The following is a 23,110-nucleotide window of genomic DNA, read 5'->3' as shown; positions in this document are numbered from 1 at the left end:
CCGGGCCAAATGCGGTCTATGGTTAGATAGGCCGCGACGGGCTGTGAAGCGGCGCCCTTCTGCCGGGCGCCGCAAACCCTGTGATCAAGAAGAGTGGTAGGCGGCTTCGCCGTGGGTCGAAAGGTCGAGACCTTCGCGTTCGGCTTCGACGGTCACACGCAGGCCGATGACGACGTCGACGATCTTGAAGAGGATCGCTGAGCCGATACCGGACCACAGCAGCGTCGTCAGCACGCCCTTGGCCTGGTTCCAGACCTGGGTTGCCGTGCCGGCATAGGAGGCTGCGAAGTCGGCTGTGGAATAGTCGACGATGCCTGCACCACCGAGTGCCGGGTTGACGAGGATACCGGTGCCGAGAGCGCCGATGATGCCACCGATGCAATGGACGCCGAAGACATCAAGGCTGTCGTCGTAGTTGAACTTGTTCTTCACGACGTCAACGAAGAAGTAGCAGGCCGGCGAAACGATGAGGCCAAGAACGATCGCGCCCATCGGGCCGGCAAAGCCTGCCGCCGGGGTAATGGCAACGAGACCGGCAACCGCACCGGAAGCGCCACCGAGCATGGAAGCCTTGCCGCGGGTGAGGGTTTCGACGATGCACCAGGACACAGCGGCGGCAGCCGTTGCGACGAAGGTGTTGATAAAGGCAAGCGAGGCATAGGCATTGGCTTCGAGGTTGGAGCCTGCGTTGAAGCCGAACCAGCCGACCCAGAGCAGCGAGGCGCCGACCATGGTCAGCGTCATCGAGTGCGGAGCCATGATTTCCTTCTTATAGCCCGTGCGCTTGCCGAGCATGATGGCGCCGACGAGGCCCGCAATACCGGCATTGATGTGAACGACCGTGCCGCCGGCGAAGTCGATTGCGCCGTAGGAGAAGATCAGGCCGGCCGGCGAGGTGTAGGAGCTCGGACCGCCCCAGAACCAGACCATGTGTGCCATCGGGAAGTAGATGAAGGTGACCCAGAGCACGACGAAGAGCATGACGGCCGAGAACTTGACGCGCTCGGCGAATGCGCCGACGATCAGGCCGGGGGTGATGCAGGCAAATGTCATCTGGAACACGATGAAGGTGTATTCCGGAATGGCGACGCCCTTCGAGAAGGTTTCTACGAGCGACGAGGTGTTGACGCCGGCGAGAAACGCCTTGGAGAAGCCGCCGACGAAGCTGTTCAGCGAACCGCCGTCGGTGAAGGCGAGCGAATAGCCGTAGGTCACCCAGATCAGCGCCACGACGGCCGTGATCATGAAGACCTGCATCAGCACCGAAAGCATGTTCTTGGCACGGACGAGACCGCCGTAGAAAAGCGCAAGGCCGGGGATGGTCATCAGAAGGACGAGCGCCGAGGAGACGAGCATCCAGGTATTGTCACCCTTGTCCATGGTAAGAGCAGGAGCAGCAGCGGCAGTGGCGGCTGGCGCAGCCTCCTGCGCGAAAGCGACGGCCGGCGCCAGAAGGGCGGCCGAAGCTGCGCAAAGCCACGCAAAGGTGGAAGAAAACTTCGAAATTGACATTGGAAAAAGCTCCTTGATCTGCCGTTCTTACAGCGCTTCTGAATCGGTTTCGCCCGTACGAATGCGCACGGCATGGTCGATCGAATAGACGAAGATCTTGCCGTCACCGATCTGGCCGGTCTTGGCCGATGCCGCGATGGCCTCGACCGCCCTGTCGACGAGTTCCGATGCAACCGCGATTTCGATCTTGAGCTTCGGCAGGAAGCTGACTGCATATTCGGTGCCGCGATAGATTTCGGTGTGCCCCTTCTGGCGCCCGTAGCCCTTCACCTCGGTTACGGTCAGCCCCTGAATACCGATCGCCGTAAGGGCTTCGCGGACCTCATCGAGCTTGAACGGCTTGATAATGGCCATCACAATTTTCATCTGGTTTCCCATCCTTCGTTATCCTCGGCGCGGAGCCGACTCTCCTTGCCGCTGACGTTCCTGAACAGCGACCGGCCAATACACATTCAAGGGACGTGCCAGATTCGAGACGGGTGGTAAGTTATTGAAAAGTAAAGGTTATAATAAATAGTGCCAATAAACAGGCAGATGATTGGCCAATAAGCGCACAAATAACGCGCAAATTTATAAAGTTGCACAATTTTTATTCATTTGCCTTTTTCCGAATCAGGCCTTCCTGCGCGACCGATGCGATCAGGCTGCCGGATCGTGTAAACAGGCTACCCCGGGTTAATCCTCTGGCGCCTGAAGCCGACGGACTGTCCTGCGTATAAAGCAGCCAGTCGTCGAGTTTGCAGGGTCTGTGGAACCACATGGAGTGATCGAGGCTCGCCACCTGCAGGCTCTGGTCGAAGATGGACGTTCCGTGCGCATAGAGCGACGTATCGAGCAGCGTCATGTCTGAAAGATAGGCAAGCACTGCCGCCTGATAGAGCCGGTCATCGGGAACCGGGCCGGTGGCGCGCACCCAGACGTCCTGTTTGGGATCGAGTTTCCGGTCGGAAAAATAATGTGTCAGCGAGACCGGACGGATCTCAATCGGCCGCTCACGCTGCCAGTATTTTCGGATCGCTTCCGGCGCATGGGCGAGATACTGTTCCTTGATCTGCTGCTCGCCGAGCAGCGCCTCCGGCATCTCGACCGCGGGCATCGCGATCTGGTGCTCGAAACCCGGCTCTTCCACCTGGAAGGAGGCCGACAGCGCGAAGATCGCCTTGCCGTGCTGGATGGCGACGACACGCCGCGTGTTGAAGCTCGATCCGTCGCGAATGCGCTCCGCCTGATAGATGATCGGCACCGTGGGATCGCCGGGCCGCATGAAATAAGCATGCAGCGAATGGACAAAACGTTCGCCCTCGATGGTGCGCTGCGCCGCCATCAGCGCCTGGCCGATCACCTGGCCGCCGAAGACCCGCTGCCAGCCGACCTTGGGGCTGCGACCGCGGAAGATATCGACCTCGATCGGCTCGAGGTCGAGCGTCGAAAGCAGCGTCTCCATCGCCGAAGGCCCTGATGTCTCGCCCGTCATTTCTATGTCTCCCAGCGGTAGGAAGTGAAGTTGCGATGATCTATATAGAGCACATCTGAGGCACAAGGTACGGGAGCGGCGCGATGCTGGACATGCTGGTTGTGGGCGGGGGTTATGTCGGCCTTTCCGCCGCTGTCGCGGTCAAACAGGCCGCGCCGCATCTGAATGTCGCCGTCGTCGAGGCAGCCCCCGAACATGTCTGGAAAAACGATACGCGCGCCTCCGCCATCATCGCGGCGGCGGCAAAGATGCTCGAGGTCTTCGGCATCTGGAACGAAATAGAGCCGGAAGCCCAGCCGATCACCAAAATGATCGTCACCGATTCCAAGACCTCAGATCCGGTGCGTCCGGTTTTTCTGACCTTCGACGGCGAAGTTGCCGACGGCCGGCCTTTCGCCCACATGATCCCGAATGTCGCGATGGTCGCAGCCCTGCGCGGCGCCTGCGACCGGCTCGGCATCGACATCCGCCACGGGCTCGGCGCCACGGAGCTGAAAACCCATGACACCCATGTTACCGTCACGCTTTCGGACGGCAGCGCGCTGGAAACCCGGCTGCTGGTTGCCTGCGACGGCGTGCGCTCGACGCTGCGCGATCTCGCCGGCATCAGGACCGTCACCTGGGACTACGGCCAGTCCGGCATCGTTGCGACCGTCGAACACGAGCGGCCGCATGACGGCTGCGCCGAAGAACATTTTCTGCCGGCCGGCCCCTTCGCCATCCTGCCGCTCAAGAACAACCGCTCCTCGCTCGTCTGGACGGAGCGCACGCCGGATGCCAACCGGCTGGTCGCCGCCGACGACCTGATCTTCGAGGAAGAGCTCGAACGCCGCTTCGGCCACAAGCTTGGGAGCCTTAAGGTGATCGGCGACAAGCGCGCCTTCCCGCTCGGCCTCACACTGGCCCGCTCCTTCGTCGCGCCGCGTTTCGCGCTGGCCGGCGATGCCGCCCACGGCATCCACCCGATTTCGGGTCAGGGCCTCAATCTCGGCTTCAAGGATGTGGCGGCACTCGCCGAAACCGTGGTGGAGGCCGACCGCCTCGGCCTCGATATCGGCTCGATCAATATCCTCGAGCGCTACCAGACCTGGCGGCGCTTCGACACTTTCCGCATGGGAGTGACGACCGACGTGCTGAACCGGCTCTTCTCCAACGACGCGACGCCGATTCGCATCGCCCGCGACGTCGGCCTCGGCATCGTCGACCGGCTGCCGCGTCTCAAGTCCTTCTTCATCGGCCAGGCGGCCGGAACGACGGCAAAGGACAATCCGCGGCTGCTTGCCGGCCAGACGATTTAACCTTTTACGCAATTCCCGGCAAAAGCGCTTCGCGCTTTGCCTGGGAAAACCGCTTCCTGGAATTGCTTTAGTCGTCGAGGCGGCGGGCTTCGGACATCAGCATGATCGGAATGCCGTCGCGGATCGGATAGGCAAGCCGCGCCTTTTCCGAGACGAGCTCATTGTGCTCGCGATCATAGGAAAGCCGGCCCTTGGAGAGCGGGCAGACCAGGAGATCGAGCAGCTTTGGATCGACGCGGCTGAGTTTTTCGTCCATGGCTGAAGTCTACTGCAGAACCGTGTCGGAGTCACCGAAGACGCGCGCCAGCACGATTTCGGTAATGGCGATCAGCGTCTCGGCCCGCGTCTTCAGGTCGGGCGCCTCAAGCAGCGCCTGCTTTTCCGCCGGCCCGAAGGGCGACATCATCGCCAGCGAATTGACGAGCGTCAGATTGCTTGCCCGCTCGACGCTCTCCCAGTCCGCCTCCAGCTTGTTGGCATCAAGATAGGCCTTGAAGGCGGTGAGAAGTGCCGCGCGATCGACCGCGCCCTCCTCGTTCTCGGCCGAGAGATCGGCGATGAAGGGAGCGATGCGGAAGGTGCGGAAGGGATGGCTGGTCGCTTTCTCCTCCAGCAGCCGGAAGCGGCAGACGCCGGTCAGCGATACGATATAGCGCCCGTCGCCGGTCTCGGCAAAGGAGGTGATGCGGCCAAGGCAGCCGACAGCGGCAAGGTTGGGTTCGACGCCCTTGTCCTCGTGTTCGCCGAGCGCCGGCTGCACCATGCCGATCAGCCGGTTTCCGGTCAGTGCAGCATCCAGCATCGCCAGATAGCGCGGCTCGAAAATGTTGAGGGGAAGCTGCCCGGCCGGCAGGAGCAGGGCGCCGGTCAGGGGGAAGACAGCGATCGCATCAGGCAGATCGCCCGGCTTCAGGTATCTGGCATTCCCGACTTGCATGAAATCGTCCCGCATTCTTGTAACGGGCATGCCCGTTCTGACGAGAATGTGGTGCCCTCGTCCGAAAACGCAAGGGCAGATGCTCGAAACTTACAGCGCCGCGCGCCTTTTTAGACGCGCAAAGGACGCTGTAACACTTTGAATCGCTGCATAATTTAATCCTTAAATCGATTCCGATTTAAGGAATTATGCAGTGGCGCTAACCCCGAAAATCGGAATCGATTTTCGAGAAGCACTACGCGTAGAATCAAAGTGATAGCGTGTCTTGTTGGACGCGCTACACCCTAGGAGAACAGCATCGCCGAAAGCTTGCGGCGCGCTGCAACCGTCGCCGGATCCTTGAACCCCCAGACCTCGAAGAACTGCAGCAGCTGGCGGCGGGCGCCATCATCGTCGAAGGCACGGTCCTTGCGCATGATCAGCAGCAGATGGTCGGCCGCTTCGTCGCGCCGGCCTTCAACATTGCGGATCTTGGCAAGCTTGATCCGCGCCTCGTGGTCATCGGGATTGGCGGCCAGTTCACGCTCGAGAGCTACGGGATCGCCGAGCTTGCGGGCCTCCTCGATCTGCTCGAGCTTCATCAGAACGGCCTGGATGCCGGCGTCTTTCGCCAGCTCTTCCGGCAATTCCGTCAGTATTTCGCGCGCCCGCTGATGCTGGTTGGCGGCGATCATGCATTCGGCCATGCCGGCAAGCGCCTTGGCATTCTCGGGGTCGGCCTGCATCACGGCGCCATAGAGCTGAGCGGCCTCGTTGATATTGCCGGCGGCAAGCAGTTCCGCCGCTTCCGTGAGTACAGCTTCGATTTCGGCCGCCTCGTCGGCGCCGGCCGGACCGGCGATCCGGTCGATGAACTGCTGGATCTGGCTTTCCGGCACCGCGCCCATGAAACCGTCGGCAGGACGGCCGTTGACGAAGGCGATGACGGCAGGGATCGACTGGATGCCGAGCTGGCCGGCGATCGAGGGATGATCGTCGATGTTCATCTTGACCAGCCGGACGCGGCCCTTGGCTTCGTTGATCACCTTTTCCAAGACCGGCGTCAGCTGCTTGCAGGGACCGCACCAGGGCGCCCAGAAATCGACCAGCACCGGCTGCTTGCGCGATTCCTCGATGACGTCCTTGGCGAAATTCGCGGTCGTCGTCTCCGTGATGTAGCTGCCTGCCGCAGCCGCGGGTTCCGGCGTAGCGCCAAAGCTTGTCGTCGCCGTCATCTGATTTCCGAAGGAACCGTTATAGGGGTTGTCGCTGCCGCTCATAGGTATCTCCCGCCGCGCCGATCCTGCCGGCGTCTTTGCTAAAGCATGTCGCGCAAAACTGTGTGGCGGTTTTGCGATAAAGACATGCGCAAAACCAAAGACTAAAGCGCGGCAAGCGAATCTAAAAGATCGCGACGCGCTTTAGCGCTAAAATCGTATGTCAGGACGTCACTTTCAAGACAAGCGGCTTATGTCCGGTCGCCTCCATGAAACGGATGAGATCGCTGCTCGCAATCGAGGTCGTCGCATCATTGGATAGCGGATGGCAGTTGACGATCTCGTGCGCCATCAGCTCGGCATCGAGCACGAAGGTGACATTCTCGGCAGTATCGTTGATCGCGCCGAAGGCCGTGACCGAACCCGGAGCAACGCCGAGATACTCCATCAGCTTCTCCGGTCTGCCGAAGGAAACCCGGCCGGATCCGCCGATGGCATTATGCACCTGCTTGAGGTCGACGGCAGCATTTTCCTCCACGGTCAACAGAAAATACCTGTCCTTCTTGTCTTTGACGAACAGGTTCTTGGTGTGGCCGCCGGGAATTTCCTCACGCAGCGACACCGATTCCGCCACGGTGAAGACCGGCGCATGGTCGACCGTCTTATGGGCGATGCTGAGCCCGTCGAGAAAGGCAAACAATTCTTCTCGTGTCTTCGGGGCATTTTCGGACATGGGGCAATCCATTGGGCAGGAAGGGAAAAAAGCGAGGCGTCCTGATTAAGTCGGTCCACATCGTTTGGCAATCTTTGCGACCGACGCTTTGCCCCGCATTTGCGGCCTTTCCGGCGGGCCGCTGCGAACCCCGGAATTTTTCTTCGCCTCTCCGTCATTTCCCTGTTGCATTTGAAAACCCGTTAGGCCATATAGCGCCGGTCGCCGCGAGGCGGCGCCCACGGTCCAACAACTACCCCGGACCGATGCGGATTGAGCGGGTGTAGCTCAGGGGTAGAGCACAACCTTGCCAAGGTTGGGGTCGAGGGTTCGAATCCCTTCGCCCGCTCCAGTTTCTCAATTACCCATACCGAAGACATAGGTAACAGATTGTCCCTGAGACAGGGGTGACAACCTCGTGCCGGACGGGTGCCCTCCTTCTTCAACGTCAGATGCATGCGCTCGTGGCGGCCGTTCTGCTACGGATGGCCGGGCTTGGTGCGTTCGATACCTGCCGAGCCTCAGCCACCAGACCGATAGCTTCGACAGGTTGTAGAGCCGTTGGGGCTGGCAGAGGGCAGGCCTTCTAAGCCAGGGTCATGCCGCCATCGACATGAAGCTCGATCCCGTTGACAAAGCTTCCTGCATCGGAGGCGAGGAAGAGTGCGGCGCGCGCCAACTCTTCTGGTCGGCCGAGACGGCCGGCGGGGATCAGGGAAGCCATGTAATCTTCGAATGCCGGCCGCTCGGCCTCCGATACGCCCAGCTTGGCGAGGATTTCCGTCTCGACCGGTCCCGGGCTCAGGATGTTGACGCGGATCCGCCGCGACTTGAATTCGATCGCCCAGTTTTTCGCAAAGGCGGCGGTTGCTGCCTTTGAACCGGCATAGACGGTATGGTCCGGGAGGACCCTCGTGGCCGCGAGCGAGCTCGTAACGATGATGTTTCCGCCGTCGCGGATCAGAGGGGCGATCGTCTGCACGCCGAAGAACACGCCGCGCGTATTGATTGCGAAATGCCGGTCATAGTCTGCCGGAGTCACCTCGGCGGAGGTGGCGAGATTGATGATCCCAGCATTGGCCATGTAGATGTCGAGCCCGCCGAAGCGGCTCTTCACGGTGTCCGCCAGCCTGCGATGATCTTCCAGGTCGGCGGCATCACCCACGAAGCCGATGGCCGACGGACCGATTTCTTGCACGGCGCGGTCGACAGCATCCTGCCGGCGCCCGGAAATGATGACCTGCGCTCCTTCTTCCGCGAACAGCCGAGCGGTCGCCTTGCCGATGCCGCTATTGCCGCCCGTGATGACGGCGACCTTGTCTTTGAGGTGTTGCATTGTTTATCTCCTTTCAACGAGAAATGAGATAAACGCTGCCACCCTTCGTCATTAGATCATGGGCGGGCACATGATCTGTGCCGCGGAGGTGCAAATGCCGAATCTGCTCAACGAGATGCCCGGATTGATGGCTTTTGTGCGGACGGTAGAGGCCGGATCGTTCAGCGCCGCGGCCCGCGATCTGGCAACGACACCGTCAGCGGTGTCGAAGAGCGTGGCGCGGCTGGAAAAGAAGATTGGCGCCCGGCTGTTCCTGCGCTCCACGCGCGCCCTGACGCTTACCCAGGACGGGCAACTTTTCTTCGACCGCGTTGCGCCGCTGTTGCGGGACCTGGATGCAAGTGAAGAGGCGATCAGGTCCGACGTTGCGCCCTCGGGTCGCTTGCGCATCAGCATGCCCAGCGAAATGGCGCCTCTACTGCTGCCGCGCCTCTTCGGAAGCTTTGCAGCCGACTATCCGAACCTGCATCTCGAAGTCGGACTTACGGATCGGTTCGTCGATCTGATCAGGGAGGACTACGACGTTGTGCTACGCGTTGGAAATCCCGCGCCGGGAGACCTCATGGTTCGTCACCTGGCCGACCTGCCGATGACGATCGTCGGGTCTCCGACCTTTCTGAAGACCTGGGGCAATCCTGCAACTGCCGAAGCGCTGGCGGCTCTGCCCTTTGCCCGCTATGCACTGGGTGGTATCACGCAGCCTCTGCGCCTGCCGGACGGGACGAGCTTCATTCCCTTCGGGCGCGTCGATTGGGACTCAGCGGCCGCACTCATTCAGGCTGCGCTGAGTGGGCTGGGAGCGGCCTATCTTCTGCGATGTCTGGTCGCGAAAGACCTGGCAGACGGCACGCTTGTTACACTCGCGGCGGGGTTTGCGTTCCCGAGCGCTCCCTTTAATGCACTGCACGCCTTTGGCCGCTCCGTGCCGTTGCGCGTAAAACTGGTCTGCGATTTCATCGCCCGCGAGGCAAAAACCCTCGAAGCCATCTGAGCACCTGATGTTGGGGTTGGTCAGAATCCAGGTCCGCCGGTCTCGCGCATCGTCGGGGTAAGGTCTCCCATGCCCCGATCAGCTCACCGACGGAGCGGAGATATCGGATGCCGACCCTAAGCTCGAAGCAGTCGAAAACCACGTAAACGACGATCCCGAAGGCCAGGATGTCTTTGCGGATCATTGCGGGACGTTTCTCTCGCGGCTGCACCCAACAAACCGGCGAAACCCCGGGCGATTGCCGCATGCGCATGCGTCAACAGCAATTGCTCTGCAGCGGCAGCAATCGTTCTGGCGCAGCCGCAGATCGGTTTCGCTAGATCATTAGAGGACACGCCAGCAATGAGTGTGTCGCCGATCGCTAAAGACTTCACCCGCATTGACCACGCCTCCCGCCCGGGAAGCGTAAGCCACCCAGGATTAGCACCAGGACAGAACACAGGAGTTTTCAAAGATGAACCAGATGATCAACAACACTCAGGAGGCAAGCATGAAACTGGACAACACCTCACATCCCAGTAGACCGGCACCCGAAGAGCTGGTTCCGTCGCGCTACGCGGTGCGAATCGGCGAGATTGACGTGCTGGTGATCAGCGATGGCGTGCTACCGCTCCCAACCGTGATGTTGGGACACAACGCCGAGCCGGCCGCCCGGGCTGCCTGGCTGGGCGACATGTTCCTGCCGCAGGACGCTTTCGACTGGGCACTGAACGTGGTCGTGGTGCGCAGCGGCGGACAGACCATCCTTATCGACGCTGGGCTGGGCCTCGACCCGGACTTGAACTTGCCGCGGGCCGGGCAGTTGATGAGGCGGCTGGCTGCCGCCGGCATCGACCTGGCATCCGTGACCGACGTGGTGCTGACCCATATGCACATGGACCACGTTGGCGGGCTGCTCGTCGACGGGGTGAAGGAACAACTGAATCCGGACCTGCGGATCCATGTGGCCGCTGCCGAGGTCAAATTCTGGGAGTCGCCCGACTTCTCCCACGTCTCGATGCCGGCGGGCTTCCCCGACGCGCTGCGGGCAGCCGCCAAGCGGTTCAGCAAAGACTATCAGAGCCAGCTGCGGCTGTTCGAGGATGAGCATGAGGTGGCGCCGGGCGTGGTCGTCTCTCGTACCGGTGGCCACACCCCCGGGCACAGCGTGGTCCGCGTTGCCTCAGGCAACGACCGGCTGATGTTTGCCGGCGACGCCGTGTTCGCGGTCGGGTTCGACCATCCCGACTGGCACAATGGTTTCGAACATGACCCCGAGGAGGCTGCCCGCGTTCGGGTCCGGCTTTTGCAGGAGCTTGCAGCGACCGGCGAACTGCTGGTGGCAACGCATATGCCGTTTCCTTCCGTTGGCCATGTCGCGGTCGACGGCGACGCCTTTCGTTGGGTCCCGGTCTTCTGGGACTACTGACCGCTTGTTGAATTGAGGCCGAACCAGAGCGTGCATCCTTGAAGGCCGTGCCCAGCGCGGCCTTCAAGCCCGAGCTTCGACCAGGCCTTCACCTATCCACCTATTGAACCACGCGCACCGCATGGGCGCATAACAAATGGAGCGTCTTATGAAAATCGTGATTATCGGCGGAACCGGCCTGATCGGTTCCAAGACCGCAGAGCGCCTGCGCAAGAAAGGGCATGAGGTCATTGCCGCTGCCCCGAAAACCGGAGTTAATACTCTCACCGGAGAGGGCTTGGCGGAAGCACTGAAGAATACCGAGGTGGTGATAGACCTCGCGAACTCGCCGTCCTTCGAGGATAAGGCCGTGCTCGAATTCTTTCAGACGGCGGGCAAGAACCTCGTGGCAGCGGAAATCGAGGCCGGCGTGAAACACCACATCGCGCTTTCCATCGTCGGCACGGATCGGTTGCCGGATAGCGGCTATCTTCGAGCCAAGGTCGCCCAGGAAAAGATCATCCGGGAAGCCAGCACTCCCTACACGATCGTGCGTTCCACGCAGTTCATGGAATTTCTCGGCGGCATCGCCCAAGAGGGCACGGTGGGCGACACGGCCCGCTTGTCGACGGGTTTCCTGCAGCCGATCGCGTCCGACGACGTCGCCGATTTCGTGACGGACGCGGCACTTTCCGCGCCGGTTAACGGCATTATCGAAATCTGCGGCCCCGAGCGCGCCCGTCTCTGCGATTTCGCCGCGCGCTACCTCAAGGCGATCGGAGATTCCCGCACCGTTATCGCAGATCCGGATGCCCGCTATTTCGGCACCAAACTGGAAGACGGTTCCCTCGTCTCCGACAATCATCCTCGCATCGGCCGCGTCGGTTTCGACGATTGGTTTGCGACAACGCCCAGAAAATAACGAGTTGCGCGTGGGCCGCCTGATAAGCGGCCCATGCGCCCGTAGCACTACATTTTGATGGCTACGCCAAACATAGAAAAGATGAATAAAAACAATATGTTAAAGAGCACACGATCTACTCCAAATCATGAAAGGACGATAAACATGATCAAGTCATTGGCTTTTGCCGCCGCATTGACGGCTCTCCTGTCAGGTTCGGCTCTTGCGCATGATGCGCCCGGTGGCGGGGACGGCGCAAAGGTTACGCTGGTCTATGACCACAAACTGCCGAACGTACCCGGCAAGAGCATGAAGGGCGTTCTCGTCGAATATGCTCCGGGTGGTTTCTCGGAGGGCCATACACATCCAGTGTCCGCCTTCATATACGCGACCGTTCTCGAAGGCGCGATCAGCAGTCAGGTCAATGATGGCCCCGTCACTGTCTATAGCGCCGGTGAAAGCTTTTCGGAATTTCCGGGCGATCGCCACGGTGTCAGCGAGAACGCCAGCAAGACTAAGCCGGCAAAGCTCCTCGCTGTCTTCGTGGTTGATACCGATGAGCAGGAACTGACCTTCCCAATCAAGAAATAGGCGATCTGGCCGGGCACACGATGTCGTGCCCGGCGGTTCATTGACGCAAAGCATGATCGGTGGACCCGGCTATGTCAGGTGATGACAACTTCCTGGTGCTCGTCCTGTTCAACACTCTGGGAATTGCCGGGATCGGAAACCGTCCGACAGGTCGCCTGATCGTCCAGATCCCTTTCTTTACCAGCGTGCTCTCGTGCCTTTTATGGCAAGCATTGCGCCGCACCAGCCCGATGGTATCGCACGCCTTCAAAGATTGTTTACGAGCCGAAAGCGCTCGCGAAGAAATGATCGATGAAAGATGAGTTGGGTCATTAACAAGCCGGAATATGGCAAGCTGCGCTCTTATTCAGAGCGCAGCCTCATCTCGGGATCCGATCACAGTTTGGTCACGTGCTCCGGATCCGCTGAGGCCAGCGCAGCGGCGCGCTCGGGCTTCGGTGGATAGATCCAGACGGTGTTGATCTCCTGCTTGGTCGCCTTCGCTTTATCGCCGACCATCTCCACCTTGCGATCCCATCCTCGCGTAAAGAGGGCTCCGGCATCGCCGAGGTCGAGGCAGGTGACATAGGCTTCCTGATGATATTGCCGTGCTGGCACGCCCAACAGTTCAGCGGCGGCATTGTTGCCCGCGAAGGCGCCCATGCGTGTGGCGTGCTGGCACGACATCAGTGCATAGTTGCCGCAGTCGTCGCAAGCGGCTCGCGCCGCATCCCCGGTGGCAAAGACGCCGGGTACGGACGGCACGCGCAGGCAGCCATCGACCAGCAGCCGGTCGAACTTGTCACGCTCGCCGGGAATTTTGGTGGTCAGCGGATTGGCCCGTATGCCTGCCGCCCAGATCACGGTCATGGTTTCGATATGCTCGCCGGTACTCAGCGTAACTCCGGATCTATCCAGCGATGAAACGCCGGCATTAAGCCGCGTTTCCACGCCGAGCTTGCGAAGTGCTTCCTCGATGATCGGGCGCGGACCTTCGCCCATGTCGGGGGCTACCGCGCTGCTGCGGTCGACGATAATGACACGTGGATTGGCGGTTTTGTCGAACAGGGTCCGCAGCCGCGAAGGCATCTCGGTCGCCGCCTCGATACCAGTGAAACCGGCGCCGGCAACAACGATTGTGTCGCGCGCAGCCGAGGCCGGCATCTTGGCAAGCTCGTGCAGGTGGCGATCAAGGGCAACGGCGTCATCGATGTTATCGACGCTGAAGGCGTATTCGGCGAGGCCGGGGATATTGGGACGGAACAGCCGGCTGCCGGTGGCGAGCACAAGGCGATGATACTGAAGGGACTTTCGTTCGCCCTTGGCATTGACGACGTCTACGGTGCGGGCCTTCGTGTCGACCGCTTCAACGCTGCCCTGCACGTAGGCGACATCGACGGCATCAAATACATCCTGCAAAGGTGCCGTCAGGCTCTCGGGCTGCGGCTCGTAAAGCCGGGGGCGGATGACGAGCGTCGGTTCCGGGGACACCAGCGCGATTTCGAGCTCTTCGGGCGAAACGCCTTCGATATCGCGCAGGCGGGCCGCGGAAAGTGCGGCGTACATGCCGGCGAACCCGGCGCCTACAATCACAAGTCTCATGTTATTCACTCCATGGTTCGTAGTTTCAAAGGGCCGCGCGTCACCGTTGCCGCTCCCGATGGGCGGCGAGATGGTCGGCAACGATGCCGCGCGGATTGGTGAAGCGATGTCGCTCAGGCGGTGATGAAGGCCAACATGTCGGCATTGACGACATCTGCATGGGTCGTGCACAGCCCATGCGGCAGTTTCTCGTAGATTTTCAGCGTGCCGGCCTGCAGGAGCTTCGCCGACAATGGAGCGGCAGCACCGATGGGAACGATCTGGTCGTCATCGCCATGCAACACCAGCGTCGGCACGGTGATGCTCTTCAGGTCCTCGGTGAAATCCGTCTCCGAGAATGCCTTAATGCCTTCGTAATGCGCTTTCGCGCCGCCCATCATGCCCTGACGCCACCAATTTGAGATCACCGCCTGCGACGGCTCGGCACCCGGGCGGTTGTAGCCGTAGAAGGGGCCGCTCGGAAAATCGCGATAGAACTGTGAACGGTTGGCGGCAAGCTGGCTGCGCAATCCGTCGAATGCCTCGATCGGCAAACCGCCGGGATTGGCGCCGGTCTTCAACATCAATGGCGGCACGGCCGCAATCAGGATCAGTTTGGTAACGCGACCTTTGCCATACCGCGCGACATACCGCGCGGCTTCACCGCCGCCGGTAGAGTGGCCGACATGGATCGCGTTGCGAAGATCGAGGTAGTCGATCATTGCGGCAACATCGGAGGCGTAGTGATCCATGTCATGACCGTCGCTCACCTGGCTCGATCGGCCGTGGCCGCGGCGATCATGAGCGATCACGCGAAAGCCTTTGCCGAGGAAGAAGAGCATTTGATTATCCCAATCGTCGGAGCTGAGGGGCCAGCCATGATGAAAGACGATCGGCTGAGCGGACTTCGGTCCCCAGTCCTTGTAAAAAAGCTGAACACCGTCGCTGGTTGTAATGGAGGTCATTGTGCTGATCCTTTGGAGAATATTGTTTCGGCGCCCGTCATCGCCGGACGGACAGTTGCTAAAATCGGATATGCAAGCCGCTACGGGTCGCTTCGTTGCGACCGACCCGTAATCGGTGTCCCAGACCATCCTTTGTCTCCGCAGGATCCTTTGGCATGGGCGCAATGGTGGTTTAGCGAAACACGTCTACGGCTGCGCCAGAGGGATTGGCGCCATTGCAGAGCAATTGCGGTTTAGCGGGTGCGCCGCAGTTCATCGCCCGGTGTTTTACCGGTCAGCTTCAGCAATGTGGCGGCCAAGGCTGTTTGCGAGGCGCAGTCAAGTGAGGCCGCGACCAACGCCATGCCAGGGGGATTGCGCGGCATGGTCGTCGCGTACTCGAGCCGATGGCGCGAAGAACGGGACAGTCCGGATCTGAGGCGAGGGCGAAAGGAGATCGCGGTCAGCCGTGGCGGCGTCGCCAATCAGTCGGTGTTTCACCGGTCAATTTTCGGAATGCAGCTGCAAATGCTGTTTGCGAGGCATAGCCGAGGGAGGCTGCGACCAACGCAATCGAATTTTGAGGATCGCGCAGCATGTTTATGGCTTGCTCGAGCCGATATTGACGCAGCCAGTTGTGAGGTGAAAGCCCCGTGCTTTCCTTGAAAGCGCGACAGAAATGAAAACGCGACAGCCCGGAATCGGCAGCGAGGGCCGCGAGGGAGACGTCCGCGTCGTCGTCCGACCGCAATCGTTCGATGGCCCGGCGCAGCACGCTCGGCGCGAGGCCACCGAGCGCCGGCTGATAGTTCGGTGCCTTGCCTGTGTGCGCAGCCAGCAGGCGCGTAGCCAGAAGGTCGGTCAACTGCTGCCTGAACAATGTATCCAGTGCCGTATTGCCTTCCAGCACATCGGCTGCGCTCAGGAGCAATCGGGATGTAATGAGGTCCGGATGCGCCGTTCGCTCCAAGAGATCGGTCGGCGTGAAAGTATCGGTTTCGTCGGCGATGCGCGTCAGCGTCGAGCGAGGAAGATAGAGTTGAACGACATCAACCGGTTTTGGAATATCCCATCGGGAGCTTGATCCAGCCGGGATGATGATCACAACCCCGCGACGAAACGTTCCGCTCTCGATCGATCTTCCGGACCGCCGTTCCATGCGCTGTATCGCGCCGTTGTAAGCCATGATGACGTGGTCGGTCATGGGCTCGACGACATCATGCAAGGGGCCGTGATTCCAGTGGGCGATTGCACCGCCGGAGGGGTCTGCCGCAAGATGAATTGGCGCAGTCCTCAGAACGCGCGACATCTCGTTTGCAGGATTCAGGTCAGCAGCCGGCATTTCGTCCCGGCGGGCCTCGATTGTCTCATCCGGCGAGCTCTCGAGAGGATCGCTGGAGCCAGGCAAGCTCATGGTTGTGCGCTCGTTGACAGGCGCTGCCTATGTGCGATCCCGACAACAATCGCGGGCTCATTGAGCATCCGCCTATGGTGGCCGACGTTGTCAGTCCTACTACCCATGACATACCCCAATGTCGCGAGCGATTTCGCCGTGCTTTTGATTATTCGCGTTGTGCGATGCAGCGTAAATATCAAAAACTTTCGAGGGCAAAAACCTATTCTCTAGGATAGGTTGCCTTCGCCACTGGACCTCGTTCTCAACCAATAAAATTAGCTGTTTGCATAGCGCCACGATTGACGCCCTTGCGCCATCGCACGGCAAGGGACCGTATGGGTTCCAAAACTCATGTGGAGTGGTTGGCGCATCGACTTCCTGTTCGGCGAACCGGTCGAGCGCTTCGCTGACTTCATCGGCCAGCACGCCCCCACCATAATCTATATAGCACTTCGGAATCCCGAAATTGGTTGCGGTGTTGAAATCATTGGATGTTTCCCCGCGGCAACACCGCCCAAAACGCGGCGAATTTCGGAATCCCGAAGCAGGGGAATTTCGGGATCCCGAAGTGGGATTTTTTCTTTATGGCGATGCTGACGCGTTTGTCGGCAGCAATCGGCGCGGCATCCGAAGGAAGAAACCGAGCTGGTCGGAGGCTCACTGATTACGGCACCTTCCACCTCGACGCCGGCTTAGAAGATCAAGATTGTAATTTATTTTGGTTGATTGGTTCGTTTGTAAACTTATTGTCGAAGCGAAAAAGGACGCGTCTTCGGATCGGACCCCAATGTTCATTTTATCGCAGCACGAACTCCTTCGGGCGATGCCGATCCGCACCCAGCGCGTCGATGCCGACGCCCCGGCCGAGAGTGCCGCCGGCACTATCGCCCATAACTTCCTGATCGCTCCCAACATCAACTGAGGTTTCCCATGCGCATCGCCGTCGGTGGCATTCATACCGAGTGCAGCACATACAATCCCGTCCTGAACGAGGAGAAGGATTTTCGCGTCTTGCGCGGCGAGGCGCTGCTGGCCGCGCCCTATTTCGCCTTCCTCAGGGATTATGACGCCGAGTTCCTTCCGACGGTCCATGCCCGGGCCATTGCCGGCGGCCCGGTTTCGCGGGCCACCTACGAGACCTTCAAGGGCGAATTCCTCGAGCGGCTGAAGCCGATGCTGCCGCTCGACGGTCTCTATCTCGCCATGCACGGCGCCATGTATGTCGAGGGCATCGAGGATGCCGAAGGCGATTGGATCAGCGCGGCCCGTGCGCTGGTCGGCGAGGATTGCACGGTTTCGGCAAGCTACGACCTGCACGGCAACGTCACCCAGCGCATCATCGATGCGCTCGATATCTATTCCACCTATCGCACCGCGCCGCATATCGATGTCGAGGAGACGATGCGCCGCTCCGTCTCCATGCTGGTAAAGAGCCTGAAAACCGGCGAGAGGCCGAGCCTCCTCTGGGCGCCGATCCCCGTCGTGCTGCCCGGCGAGCGCACCAGCACCGTCGATGAGCCGGCAAAGAGCCTCTATGACATGCTGCCCGGGATCGATGCGATCGACGGCGTCTGGGACGCATCGCTGATGGTCGGTTATGTCTGGGCCGACGAACCGCGCGCCACCGCCGCCGCCATCATGACCGGCACCGACCGCACCGTGCTGGAGCGCGAGGCGAAACGCCTCGCGAGGGCTTATTGGGATGCGCGCGAGGACTTTGTCTTCGGCTGCGAAACAGGCTCAGTCGAGGAATGCGTCGAAAGGGCGATCGCAAGCCCGACCGCCCCTGTTGTTCTGGCCGAATCCGGCGACAACCCCACCGGTGGCGGTGTCGGGGACCGGGCCGATGTGCTGGCCGAGTTGATCGCCAGGGAGGCCACCGGCGTCGTCTTCGCCGGCATCGCCGACAAGGCGGGGACCGAGGCCTGTTATGCCGCCGGCATCGGCGCGGAACTGGAGCTCAGCGTCGGCGCTTCGCTCGACACCAAGGGTAGCAAGCCGGTCATCGCCCGCTTCACGGTCAAGTTCCTGCATGAGACATCAGATCCCACTGACCGCCAGGCGGTGGTTTCGGTCAGTGGTATCGATCTCGTGCTTTCCGCCAAGCGTCGGCCCTATCACAACATCGTCGATTTCACCCGGCTCGGCCTCGACCCGCACCAGGCGAGGATCATCGTCGTCAAGTCGGGCTATCTCTCGCCGGAGCTGGCGCCGATCGCCAATCCGAACCTGATGGCGCTATCAACAGGCGTCGTCGACCAGTTCGTCGAGCGCCTGCCGCGGCTGCGCAAGCAGCATCCGACCTATCCCTTCGACAAGGATTTCGCCTTCGAGCCGCAGGTCTTTCTCTCCGCGCGCTCGACGCCGGCCTGAGATTCACCTGAACCAATTGCGTTTTTCTGGATGATAGTGTCGATCGCGCCGCCGCCCTGTCGGCGCGATCGACCGTTTCCCATATCGGGTCAATTGCGGGTTTGAGCAAAAAACGGGCAGATTTCCATTTGCACAAAAAAGCGCTTGACGGTCGCTGCGTTTTGGTTTGCACTGAACCAATAGAAAATTGGTACGGACCATTTAAGCGAATGCCGATGGATGAGACGCAGGGCAATTCGAATTATGCGCTGGAGAGGCTGAGGGCTCTCTTGCGGTCCGACAGTCTCGACGCCGACGGCAAGCTGCCGACCGAGCGCACCCTTTCGGAAATGCTGGGCGTCGGCCGCCGTGCTGTCCGCCGAGCCCTCGAAGTGCTGGAGGCCGAGGGGCGCGTCTGGCGCCGCCAAGGCTCCGGCACCTATGCCGGTCCGCGCCCCGATGGCTGGAGCGATCATGTCGGCTCGATCGTTGCCGGCACCGATCTCATGGAAGTCATGGAAGTGCGCCTGCGCATCGAGCCGCAGCTCGCCCAGCTTGCCGCCATGCGCGCCAAGGCCGCCGATATCGAGCGCATGTACGATCTGGTGAAGAAGATCTACGAAAGCACCGATGCCGACGGGCGCGAACTCTGGGACGGAGCGCTGCACCGCCAGATCGCCCAATGCGCCGGCAACGGTTTTTTCCTCACCATCTTCGACGTCATCAACCGGGTGCGCCAGGACGAGGCCTGGCAGACGATCCGCGAGCGCGCCCGCAGCGCCAGCCGGACGCGGCCCGTCACCTTTAACCAGCATACGGCGATCGTCGATGCGATCGCCGCTCGTGATCCGGCCAGGGCAGGCGAAGCGATGCGCCAGCATCTGCTGACGCTGCAGGAAAGCCTCGTCCGCATCACCTCGCTCGACCACAGCGAAACGGAGGCCGACAAGACCCTCGCCTGAACAGGGGAGGTGAGCCGGGAGAAAAAATACGGGCGGGCCATAACCGCCGGAATGGAAGCAAAAACCAAACAAAAATAGACAGAGGAGAATGGAATGAAGATCGCCAAATTGCTGACCACCGCCGTTGCCGGCGCACTGTTTGCACTTCCTGCCTTCGCCGTCGACCTGAAGATCGGTCTGCAGGACGATGCCGACGTGCTCGATCCCGCACAGTCGCGCACCTTCGTCGGCCGCATCGTCTATACCGCGATGTGCGACAAGCTGGTCGACGTCTCACCGGACCTGAAGATCGTGCCGCAGCTTGCCACCGAATGGAGCTGGTCGGCCGACGGCAAAGAGCTCACCATGAAGCTGCGCCAGGGCGTCAAGTTCCATGATGAGACCCCCTTCAACGCCGAAGCCGTCGTCGCCACCATCGAGCGCAACATCACCCTGCCGGAATCACGCCGCAAGAGCGAGCTCAGCTCGGTCGCAAAGGTCGAGGCGACAAGCGAATACGAGGTCAAGTTCACCCTCAAGGCGCCTGATGTCACGCTTCTTGCCCAGCTTTCCGACCGCGCCGGCATGATCGTCTCGCCGAAGGCCGCCAAGGAACTCGGCGCCAAGTTCGGCGATCACCCGGTCTGCGCCGGTCCGTTCAAGTTCGTCGAACGCGTCCAGCAGGACCGCATCGTGCTCGAAAAGTTCCAGGACTACTGGAACAAGGACAAGATCTTCATCGACAAGCTCACCTATCTGCCGATCCCGGATACGACGGTGCGCCTCGCCAATCTGCGGTCCGGCGATCTCGACATGATCGAGCGTCTGGCCGCGACCGACGCTGAAGCCGTGAAGGCGGATTCGAGCCTGGTCTATGCCGATGCCGTCGGCACCGGCTACATGGCGCTCTATACCAATATCGGCAACGGCGCGCGTGCCGACAATCCTTTCGGCAAGGACAAACGCTTGCGCCAGGCCTTCTCGCTGGCGATCGACCGCGATGCCGTCAACCAGATCGTCTATGAAGGCACGGCGGTTTCCGGCAACCAGCCCTTCCCGCCGAGCAGCCCGTGGTTCGACAAGGATATTCCCGTCCCCGCCCGCGATCTCGACAAGGCCAAGGCGCTGATCAAGGAAGCCGGCTTCGACCGCGTGCCGATCGAGCTGCAGATCCCAAACAATCCCGTTGCCATGCAGATGATGCAGATCATCCAGTCGATGGTCGGCGAAGCCGGCTTTGACGTCAGCCTGAAATCGACGGAATTCGCCACGCTGCTGAGCGAACAGACGGCCGGCAATTATCAGCTCAGCCGTTCGGACTGGTCCGGCCGCGTCGATCCCGACGGCAACATCCATCAGTTCATCACCTGCAAGGGCGGCATCAACGACACGAAATACTGCAACGCCGAGGTGGACAAGCTGCTGAACGAAGCCCGTGCATCGACCGACGATGCCGTGCGCAAGCAGAAATATGATGCCGCCGCCGTCATCCTCAACGACGATCTGCCGATCATCTATCTCGGCCATCAGTCCTGGATCTGGGCGCTGCACAAGAACATCACCGGCTTCGTTCCGTCGCCGGATGGCATGATCCGCCTTGTCGGCGTCAAGAAAGCCGGCTGATCCCTAGAGCATGATGCCGAAAACTGTGAGCGGTTTTCGGACGACATCATGCTCTACTTTTTGATCCAGCAAATCATGCGGCGGAAACCCTCCGCCGCATGACCCCAGTCGTGTCAGGATCGCCCATGTACACCTACATCGCCAAACGGCTCTTGGTCGCCATACCGACGCTTTTGATCATTTCGGTCTTCGTCTTCTCGCTGCAGAAGCTGCTGCCCGGCGACCCTATCCTTGCCATGGCCGGCGAGGAACGCGACCCGCAGGTTCTCGAATTCCTGCGCGAGAAGTACCGGTTGAACGATCCCGTGCCCTATCAATATGTCCGCTGGCTGGGTGCGGCCCTGCAGGGCGACCTCGGCATCTCGCTGCGCACCAACCAGCCGGTTCTGCAGCTCATTGGCGAAAAGCTGCCGGTCACCATCCAGCTTGCCATCATGTCGATGATCTTCGCCTTTGTCATCGGCGTGCCGATGGGCATCCTGGCGGCCGTCAAGAAGAACACGATGATCGACTATCTCGCCAACATCATCGCGCTGACCGGCCTGTCGATCCCGAATTTCTGGCTCGGCATCATGCTGATCCTGCTGGTTTCGGTCAATCTCGGCTGGTTGCCGGCATCAGGCTACGAACCCTTCTTCAGCAATCCGCTGCGTTCGCTGGAAACCATGCTGATGCCATCCTTCGTGCTCGGCAATGCGCTGGCGGCGACGCTGATGCGGCATACCCGCTCGGCAATGCTCAGCGTGCTGAGCGCCGATTATATCCGCACCGCGCGCGCCAAGGGACTGCCGGAAAGCACTGTCGTGCTCGAGCACAGCTTCCGCAACGCGATGCTGCCGATCGTGACGTTGACCGCGCTGCTCTTTGGCGAACTGCTTGCCGGCGCCGTGCTGACCGAGCAGATCTTCACCATTCCGGGTTTCGGAAAGCTCATCGTCGACGCGGTCTTCAACCGTGACTACGCCGTCGTCCAGGGTGTGGTGATCTGCACGGCGATCGGCTTCATCCTGATGAACCTCTTGGCCGATATTCTCTATGTCCTGCTCAATCCGCGCATGAGGGCCGCCCTATGACCGCAATCGGTGAGACCGGCATTCCCTCCGCGATCGACCGCACCCCGAGCCGCGCCTGGCGCAAGCTGAGGGCCAACAAGGGCGCCCTCGTCGGCCTCGCGATCATCGCCTTCTTCGCCATTCTCGCCATTGCCGCCCCCCTCCTTCCGATTCCCGATCCGAACGCCACAAGCTGGTCGGCGATCCGCAAGGCGCCCTCCGCCGCCCATTGGCTCGGCACCGACGACATCGGCCGCGACATTCTTTCCCGGATGATCTGGGGGGCGCAGGCCTCGCTGATGGCCGGCGTCTTCTCGGTCGCCATTGCCGTTGTCATCGGCGTGCCCTTCGGCCTGATCGCCGGTTATTTCGGCGGCTGGATCGACATGGTGATCTCCCGCATCACCGAAGCCTTTCTGGCGATGCCTTTCCTCATCACTGCGATCGCGCTCGCAGCCTTTCTCGGCCCGAGCCTGACCAATGCGATGATCGCGATCGGCCTTTCGGCCATGCCGGTCTTCGTGCGGCTGACGCGCGGCCAGGTGCTTTCGGTCAAGACCGAGGAATATGTCGAGGGCGCCCGCTCGATCGGCCTCCGGTCCTCGAGCATCATCACCCGCTACATCCTGCCGAATGTTTTTGCCCCGATCCTCGTCCAGGCGACGCTGACCATCGCAACGGCGATCATCGCCGAGGCGAGCCTTTCCTTCCTCGGCCTCGGGCAGCAGCCGCCGGCGCCGAGCTGGGGCTCGATGCTCAACGTCGCCAAGAATTTCCTCTCCCAGGCGCCATGGATGGCGATGTGGCCGGGAGCCGCGATCTTCCTCGTCGTCATCGGTTTCAATCTCTTAGGCGACGGCCTGCGCGATGCGCTCGATCCGCGCGAAGCATGATTTCTTGAAAGGAC

General features: G+C 60.9%; 23 protein-coding genes, 1 tRNA gene and 1 pseudogene. 13 read left to right on the top strand and 12 right to left on the bottom strand.

The genetic code is table 11. The features are described from left to right. Positions 1-84: 84 nt before the first annotated feature. The 3 genes from GR198_RS16540 to tesB all read right to left on the bottom strand — a co-directional run bounded on the left by GR198_RS16540 (position 85) and on the right by tesB (position 2,986). A complete protein-coding gene (locus GR198_RS16540; RefSeq protein ID WP_164069267.1) occupies positions 85-1,512 on the bottom strand; it encodes an ammonium transporter in 1,428 nt (475 codons plus the stop codon). A gap of 27 nt (positions 1,513-1,539) precedes the next feature. Then, positions 1,540-1,890: a P-II family nitrogen regulator gene (locus GR198_RS16535; RefSeq protein WP_003543684.1), complete on the bottom strand. Its 351-nt coding sequence runs from the start codon at positions 1,888-1,890 to the stop codon at positions 1,540-1,542. Positions 1,891-2,101: 211 nt separating this feature from the next. Then, the gene (gene tesB / locus GR198_RS16530) at positions 2,102-2,986 is read right to left on the bottom strand and encodes an acyl-CoA thioesterase II (RefSeq protein ID WP_164026370.1); all 885 of its coding nucleotides are present in this window, start codon (positions 2,984-2,986) and stop codon (positions 2,102-2,104) included. Between the two features lie 83 nt (positions 2,987-3,069). Between tesB and GR198_RS16525 the strand changes: the two genes are divergently transcribed. Further along, positions 3,070-4,284 (top strand): ubiquinone biosynthesis hydroxylase, encoded by a 1,215-nt coding sequence (locus tag GR198_RS16525; protein WP_164026368.1) that lies wholly within the window; start codon positions 3,070-3,072, stop codon positions 4,282-4,284. A 67-nt stretch (positions 4,285-4,351) separates the two neighbouring features. Here the strand turns inward: GR198_RS16525 and GR198_RS16520 are convergent, their stop codons facing one another. The 4 genes from GR198_RS16520 to GR198_RS16505 form a co-directional block, all read right to left on the bottom strand. Further along, positions 4,352-4,540, bottom strand: a complete 189-nt coding sequence (locus tag GR198_RS16520) for a Trm112 family protein (protein ID WP_011653922.1) — start codon at positions 4,538-4,540, stop codon at positions 4,352-4,354. A 9-nt stretch (positions 4,541-4,549) separates the two neighbouring features. Further along, positions 4,550-5,236: an LON peptidase substrate-binding domain-containing protein gene (locus GR198_RS16515; protein ID WP_204337150.1), complete on the bottom strand. Its 687-nt coding sequence runs from the start codon at positions 5,234-5,236 to the stop codon at positions 4,550-4,552. A gap of 269 nt (positions 5,237-5,505) precedes the next feature. Continuing rightward, positions 5,506-6,480, bottom strand: a complete 975-nt coding sequence (gene trxA / locus GR198_RS16510; RefSeq protein ID WP_029870880.1) for a thioredoxin — start codon at positions 6,478-6,480, stop codon at positions 5,506-5,508. 160 nt (positions 6,481-6,640) lie between these two features. Continuing rightward, a complete protein-coding gene (locus tag GR198_RS16505) occupies positions 6,641-7,150 on the bottom strand; it encodes a prolyl-tRNA synthetase associated domain-containing protein (RefSeq protein WP_029870879.1) in 510 nt (169 codons plus the stop codon). Between the two features lie 256 nt (positions 7,151-7,406). On the opposite strand from GR198_RS16505, the gene GR198_RS16500 reads away from it, so the two are divergent. After that, positions 7,407-7,481: transfer RNA gene (locus tag GR198_RS16500), tRNA-Gly, on the top strand. Between the two features lie 130 nt (positions 7,482-7,611). Here the strand turns inward: GR198_RS16500 and GR198_RS36340 are convergent. Continuing rightward, positions 7,612-7,713, bottom strand: a pseudogene (locus GR198_RS36340) (IS481 family transposase); the annotation flags it as partial. Positions 7,714-7,715: 2 nt separating this feature from the next. After that, the gene (locus GR198_RS16490) at positions 7,716-8,465 is read right to left on the bottom strand and encodes an SDR family NAD(P)-dependent oxidoreductase (RefSeq protein ID WP_029870878.1); all 750 of its coding nucleotides are present in this window, start codon (positions 8,463-8,465) and stop codon (positions 7,716-7,718) included. 58 nt (positions 8,466-8,523) lie between these two features. Here GR198_RS16490 and GR198_RS16485 point away from each other — a divergent pair, with 58 nt between their 5' ends. From GR198_RS16485 to GR198_RS16465, 5 genes are all read left to right on the top strand, one after another. After that, a complete protein-coding gene (locus GR198_RS16485; RefSeq protein ID WP_204337142.1) occupies positions 8,524-9,456 on the top strand; it encodes a LysR family transcriptional regulator in 933 nt (310 codons plus the stop codon). Positions 9,457-9,910: 454 nt separating this feature from the next. Next, a complete protein-coding gene (locus GR198_RS16480) occupies positions 9,911-10,864 on the top strand; it encodes an MBL fold metallo-hydrolase (protein WP_029870876.1) in 954 nt (317 codons plus the stop codon). 148 nt (positions 10,865-11,012) lie between these two features. After that, positions 11,013-11,765, top strand: a complete 753-nt coding sequence (locus tag GR198_RS16475) for an SDR family oxidoreductase (protein ID WP_029870875.1) — start codon at positions 11,013-11,015, stop codon at positions 11,763-11,765. A 144-nt stretch (positions 11,766-11,909) separates the two neighbouring features. Then, on the top strand, positions 11,910-12,335 hold the full coding sequence (locus GR198_RS16470) for a cupin domain-containing protein (protein WP_164026365.1): 426 nt from the start codon (positions 11,910-11,912) through the stop codon (positions 12,333-12,335). Between the two features lie 71 nt (positions 12,336-12,406). After that, the gene (locus GR198_RS16465) at positions 12,407-12,637 is read left to right on the top strand and encodes a hypothetical protein (protein WP_245279621.1); all 231 of its coding nucleotides are present in this window, start codon (positions 12,407-12,409) and stop codon (positions 12,635-12,637) included. Positions 12,638-12,710: 73 nt separating this feature from the next. On the opposite strand, the gene GR198_RS16460 is transcribed toward GR198_RS16465, so the two are convergent. The 3 genes from GR198_RS16460 to GR198_RS16450 form a co-directional block, all read right to left on the bottom strand. Beyond that, entirely contained in the window at positions 12,711-13,916 is a 1,206-nt protein-coding gene (locus tag GR198_RS16460; RefSeq protein ID WP_164026390.1) for an NAD(P)/FAD-dependent oxidoreductase, read from the bottom strand. Between the two features lie 113 nt (positions 13,917-14,029). Beyond that, a complete protein-coding gene (locus tag GR198_RS16455; protein WP_020052076.1) occupies positions 14,030-14,860 on the bottom strand; it encodes an alpha/beta fold hydrolase in 831 nt (276 codons plus the stop codon). A 442-nt stretch (positions 14,861-15,302) separates the two neighbouring features. Next, positions 15,303-16,253, bottom strand: a complete 951-nt coding sequence (locus tag GR198_RS16450; protein WP_164026364.1) for a helix-turn-helix domain-containing protein — start codon at positions 16,251-16,253, stop codon at positions 15,303-15,305. Positions 16,254-17,022: 769 nt separating this feature from the next. Between GR198_RS16450 and GR198_RS36115 the strand changes: the two genes are divergently transcribed. The 6 genes from GR198_RS36115 (at position 17,023) to GR198_RS16425 (ending at position 23,096) form a co-directional block, all read left to right on the top strand. Further along, positions 17,023-17,157: a hypothetical protein gene (locus tag GR198_RS36115; protein ID WP_261319994.1), complete on the top strand. Its 135-nt coding sequence runs from the start codon at positions 17,023-17,025 to the stop codon at positions 17,155-17,157. An 8-nt stretch (positions 17,158-17,165) separates the two neighbouring features. Continuing rightward, a complete protein-coding gene (locus GR198_RS16445) occupies positions 17,166-18,608 on the top strand; it encodes a M81 family metallopeptidase (RefSeq protein ID WP_164069265.1) in 1,443 nt (480 codons plus the stop codon). 209 nt (positions 18,609-18,817) lie between these two features. Next, positions 18,818-19,549, top strand: coding sequence for a FadR/GntR family transcriptional regulator (locus GR198_RS16440; protein WP_017989759.1), 732 nt, complete (start codon positions 18,818-18,820; stop codon positions 19,547-19,549). Positions 19,550-19,642: 93 nt separating this feature from the next. Next, complete coding sequence (locus GR198_RS16435) at positions 19,643-21,151, top strand: ABC transporter substrate-binding protein (RefSeq protein WP_017989760.1); 1,509 nt, start codon at positions 19,643-19,645, stop codon at positions 21,149-21,151. Between the two features lie 125 nt (positions 21,152-21,276). Then, the gene (locus tag GR198_RS16430) at positions 21,277-22,224 is read left to right on the top strand and encodes an ABC transporter permease (protein WP_003543697.1); all 948 of its coding nucleotides are present in this window, start codon (positions 21,277-21,279) and stop codon (positions 22,222-22,224) included. After that, positions 22,221-23,096 carry an ABC transporter permease gene (locus GR198_RS16425; RefSeq protein ID WP_025396376.1) on the top strand — a complete coding sequence of 292 codons (876 nt, stop codon included), beginning with the start codon at positions 22,221-22,223 and terminating at the stop codon, positions 23,094-23,096. Before GR198_RS16430 ends, GR198_RS16425 begins: the two co-directional genes overlap by 4 nt. Positions 23,097-23,110: the final 14 nt, after the last annotated feature.

It is taken from the genome of Rhizobium leguminosarum (assembly GCF_010668065.1).
GTDB classification, from domain to species: domain Bacteria; phylum Pseudomonadota; class Alphaproteobacteria; order Rhizobiales; family Rhizobiaceae; genus Rhizobium; species Rhizobium leguminosarum_S.
This window is presented reverse-complemented; position numbering and strand designations above follow the sequence as displayed.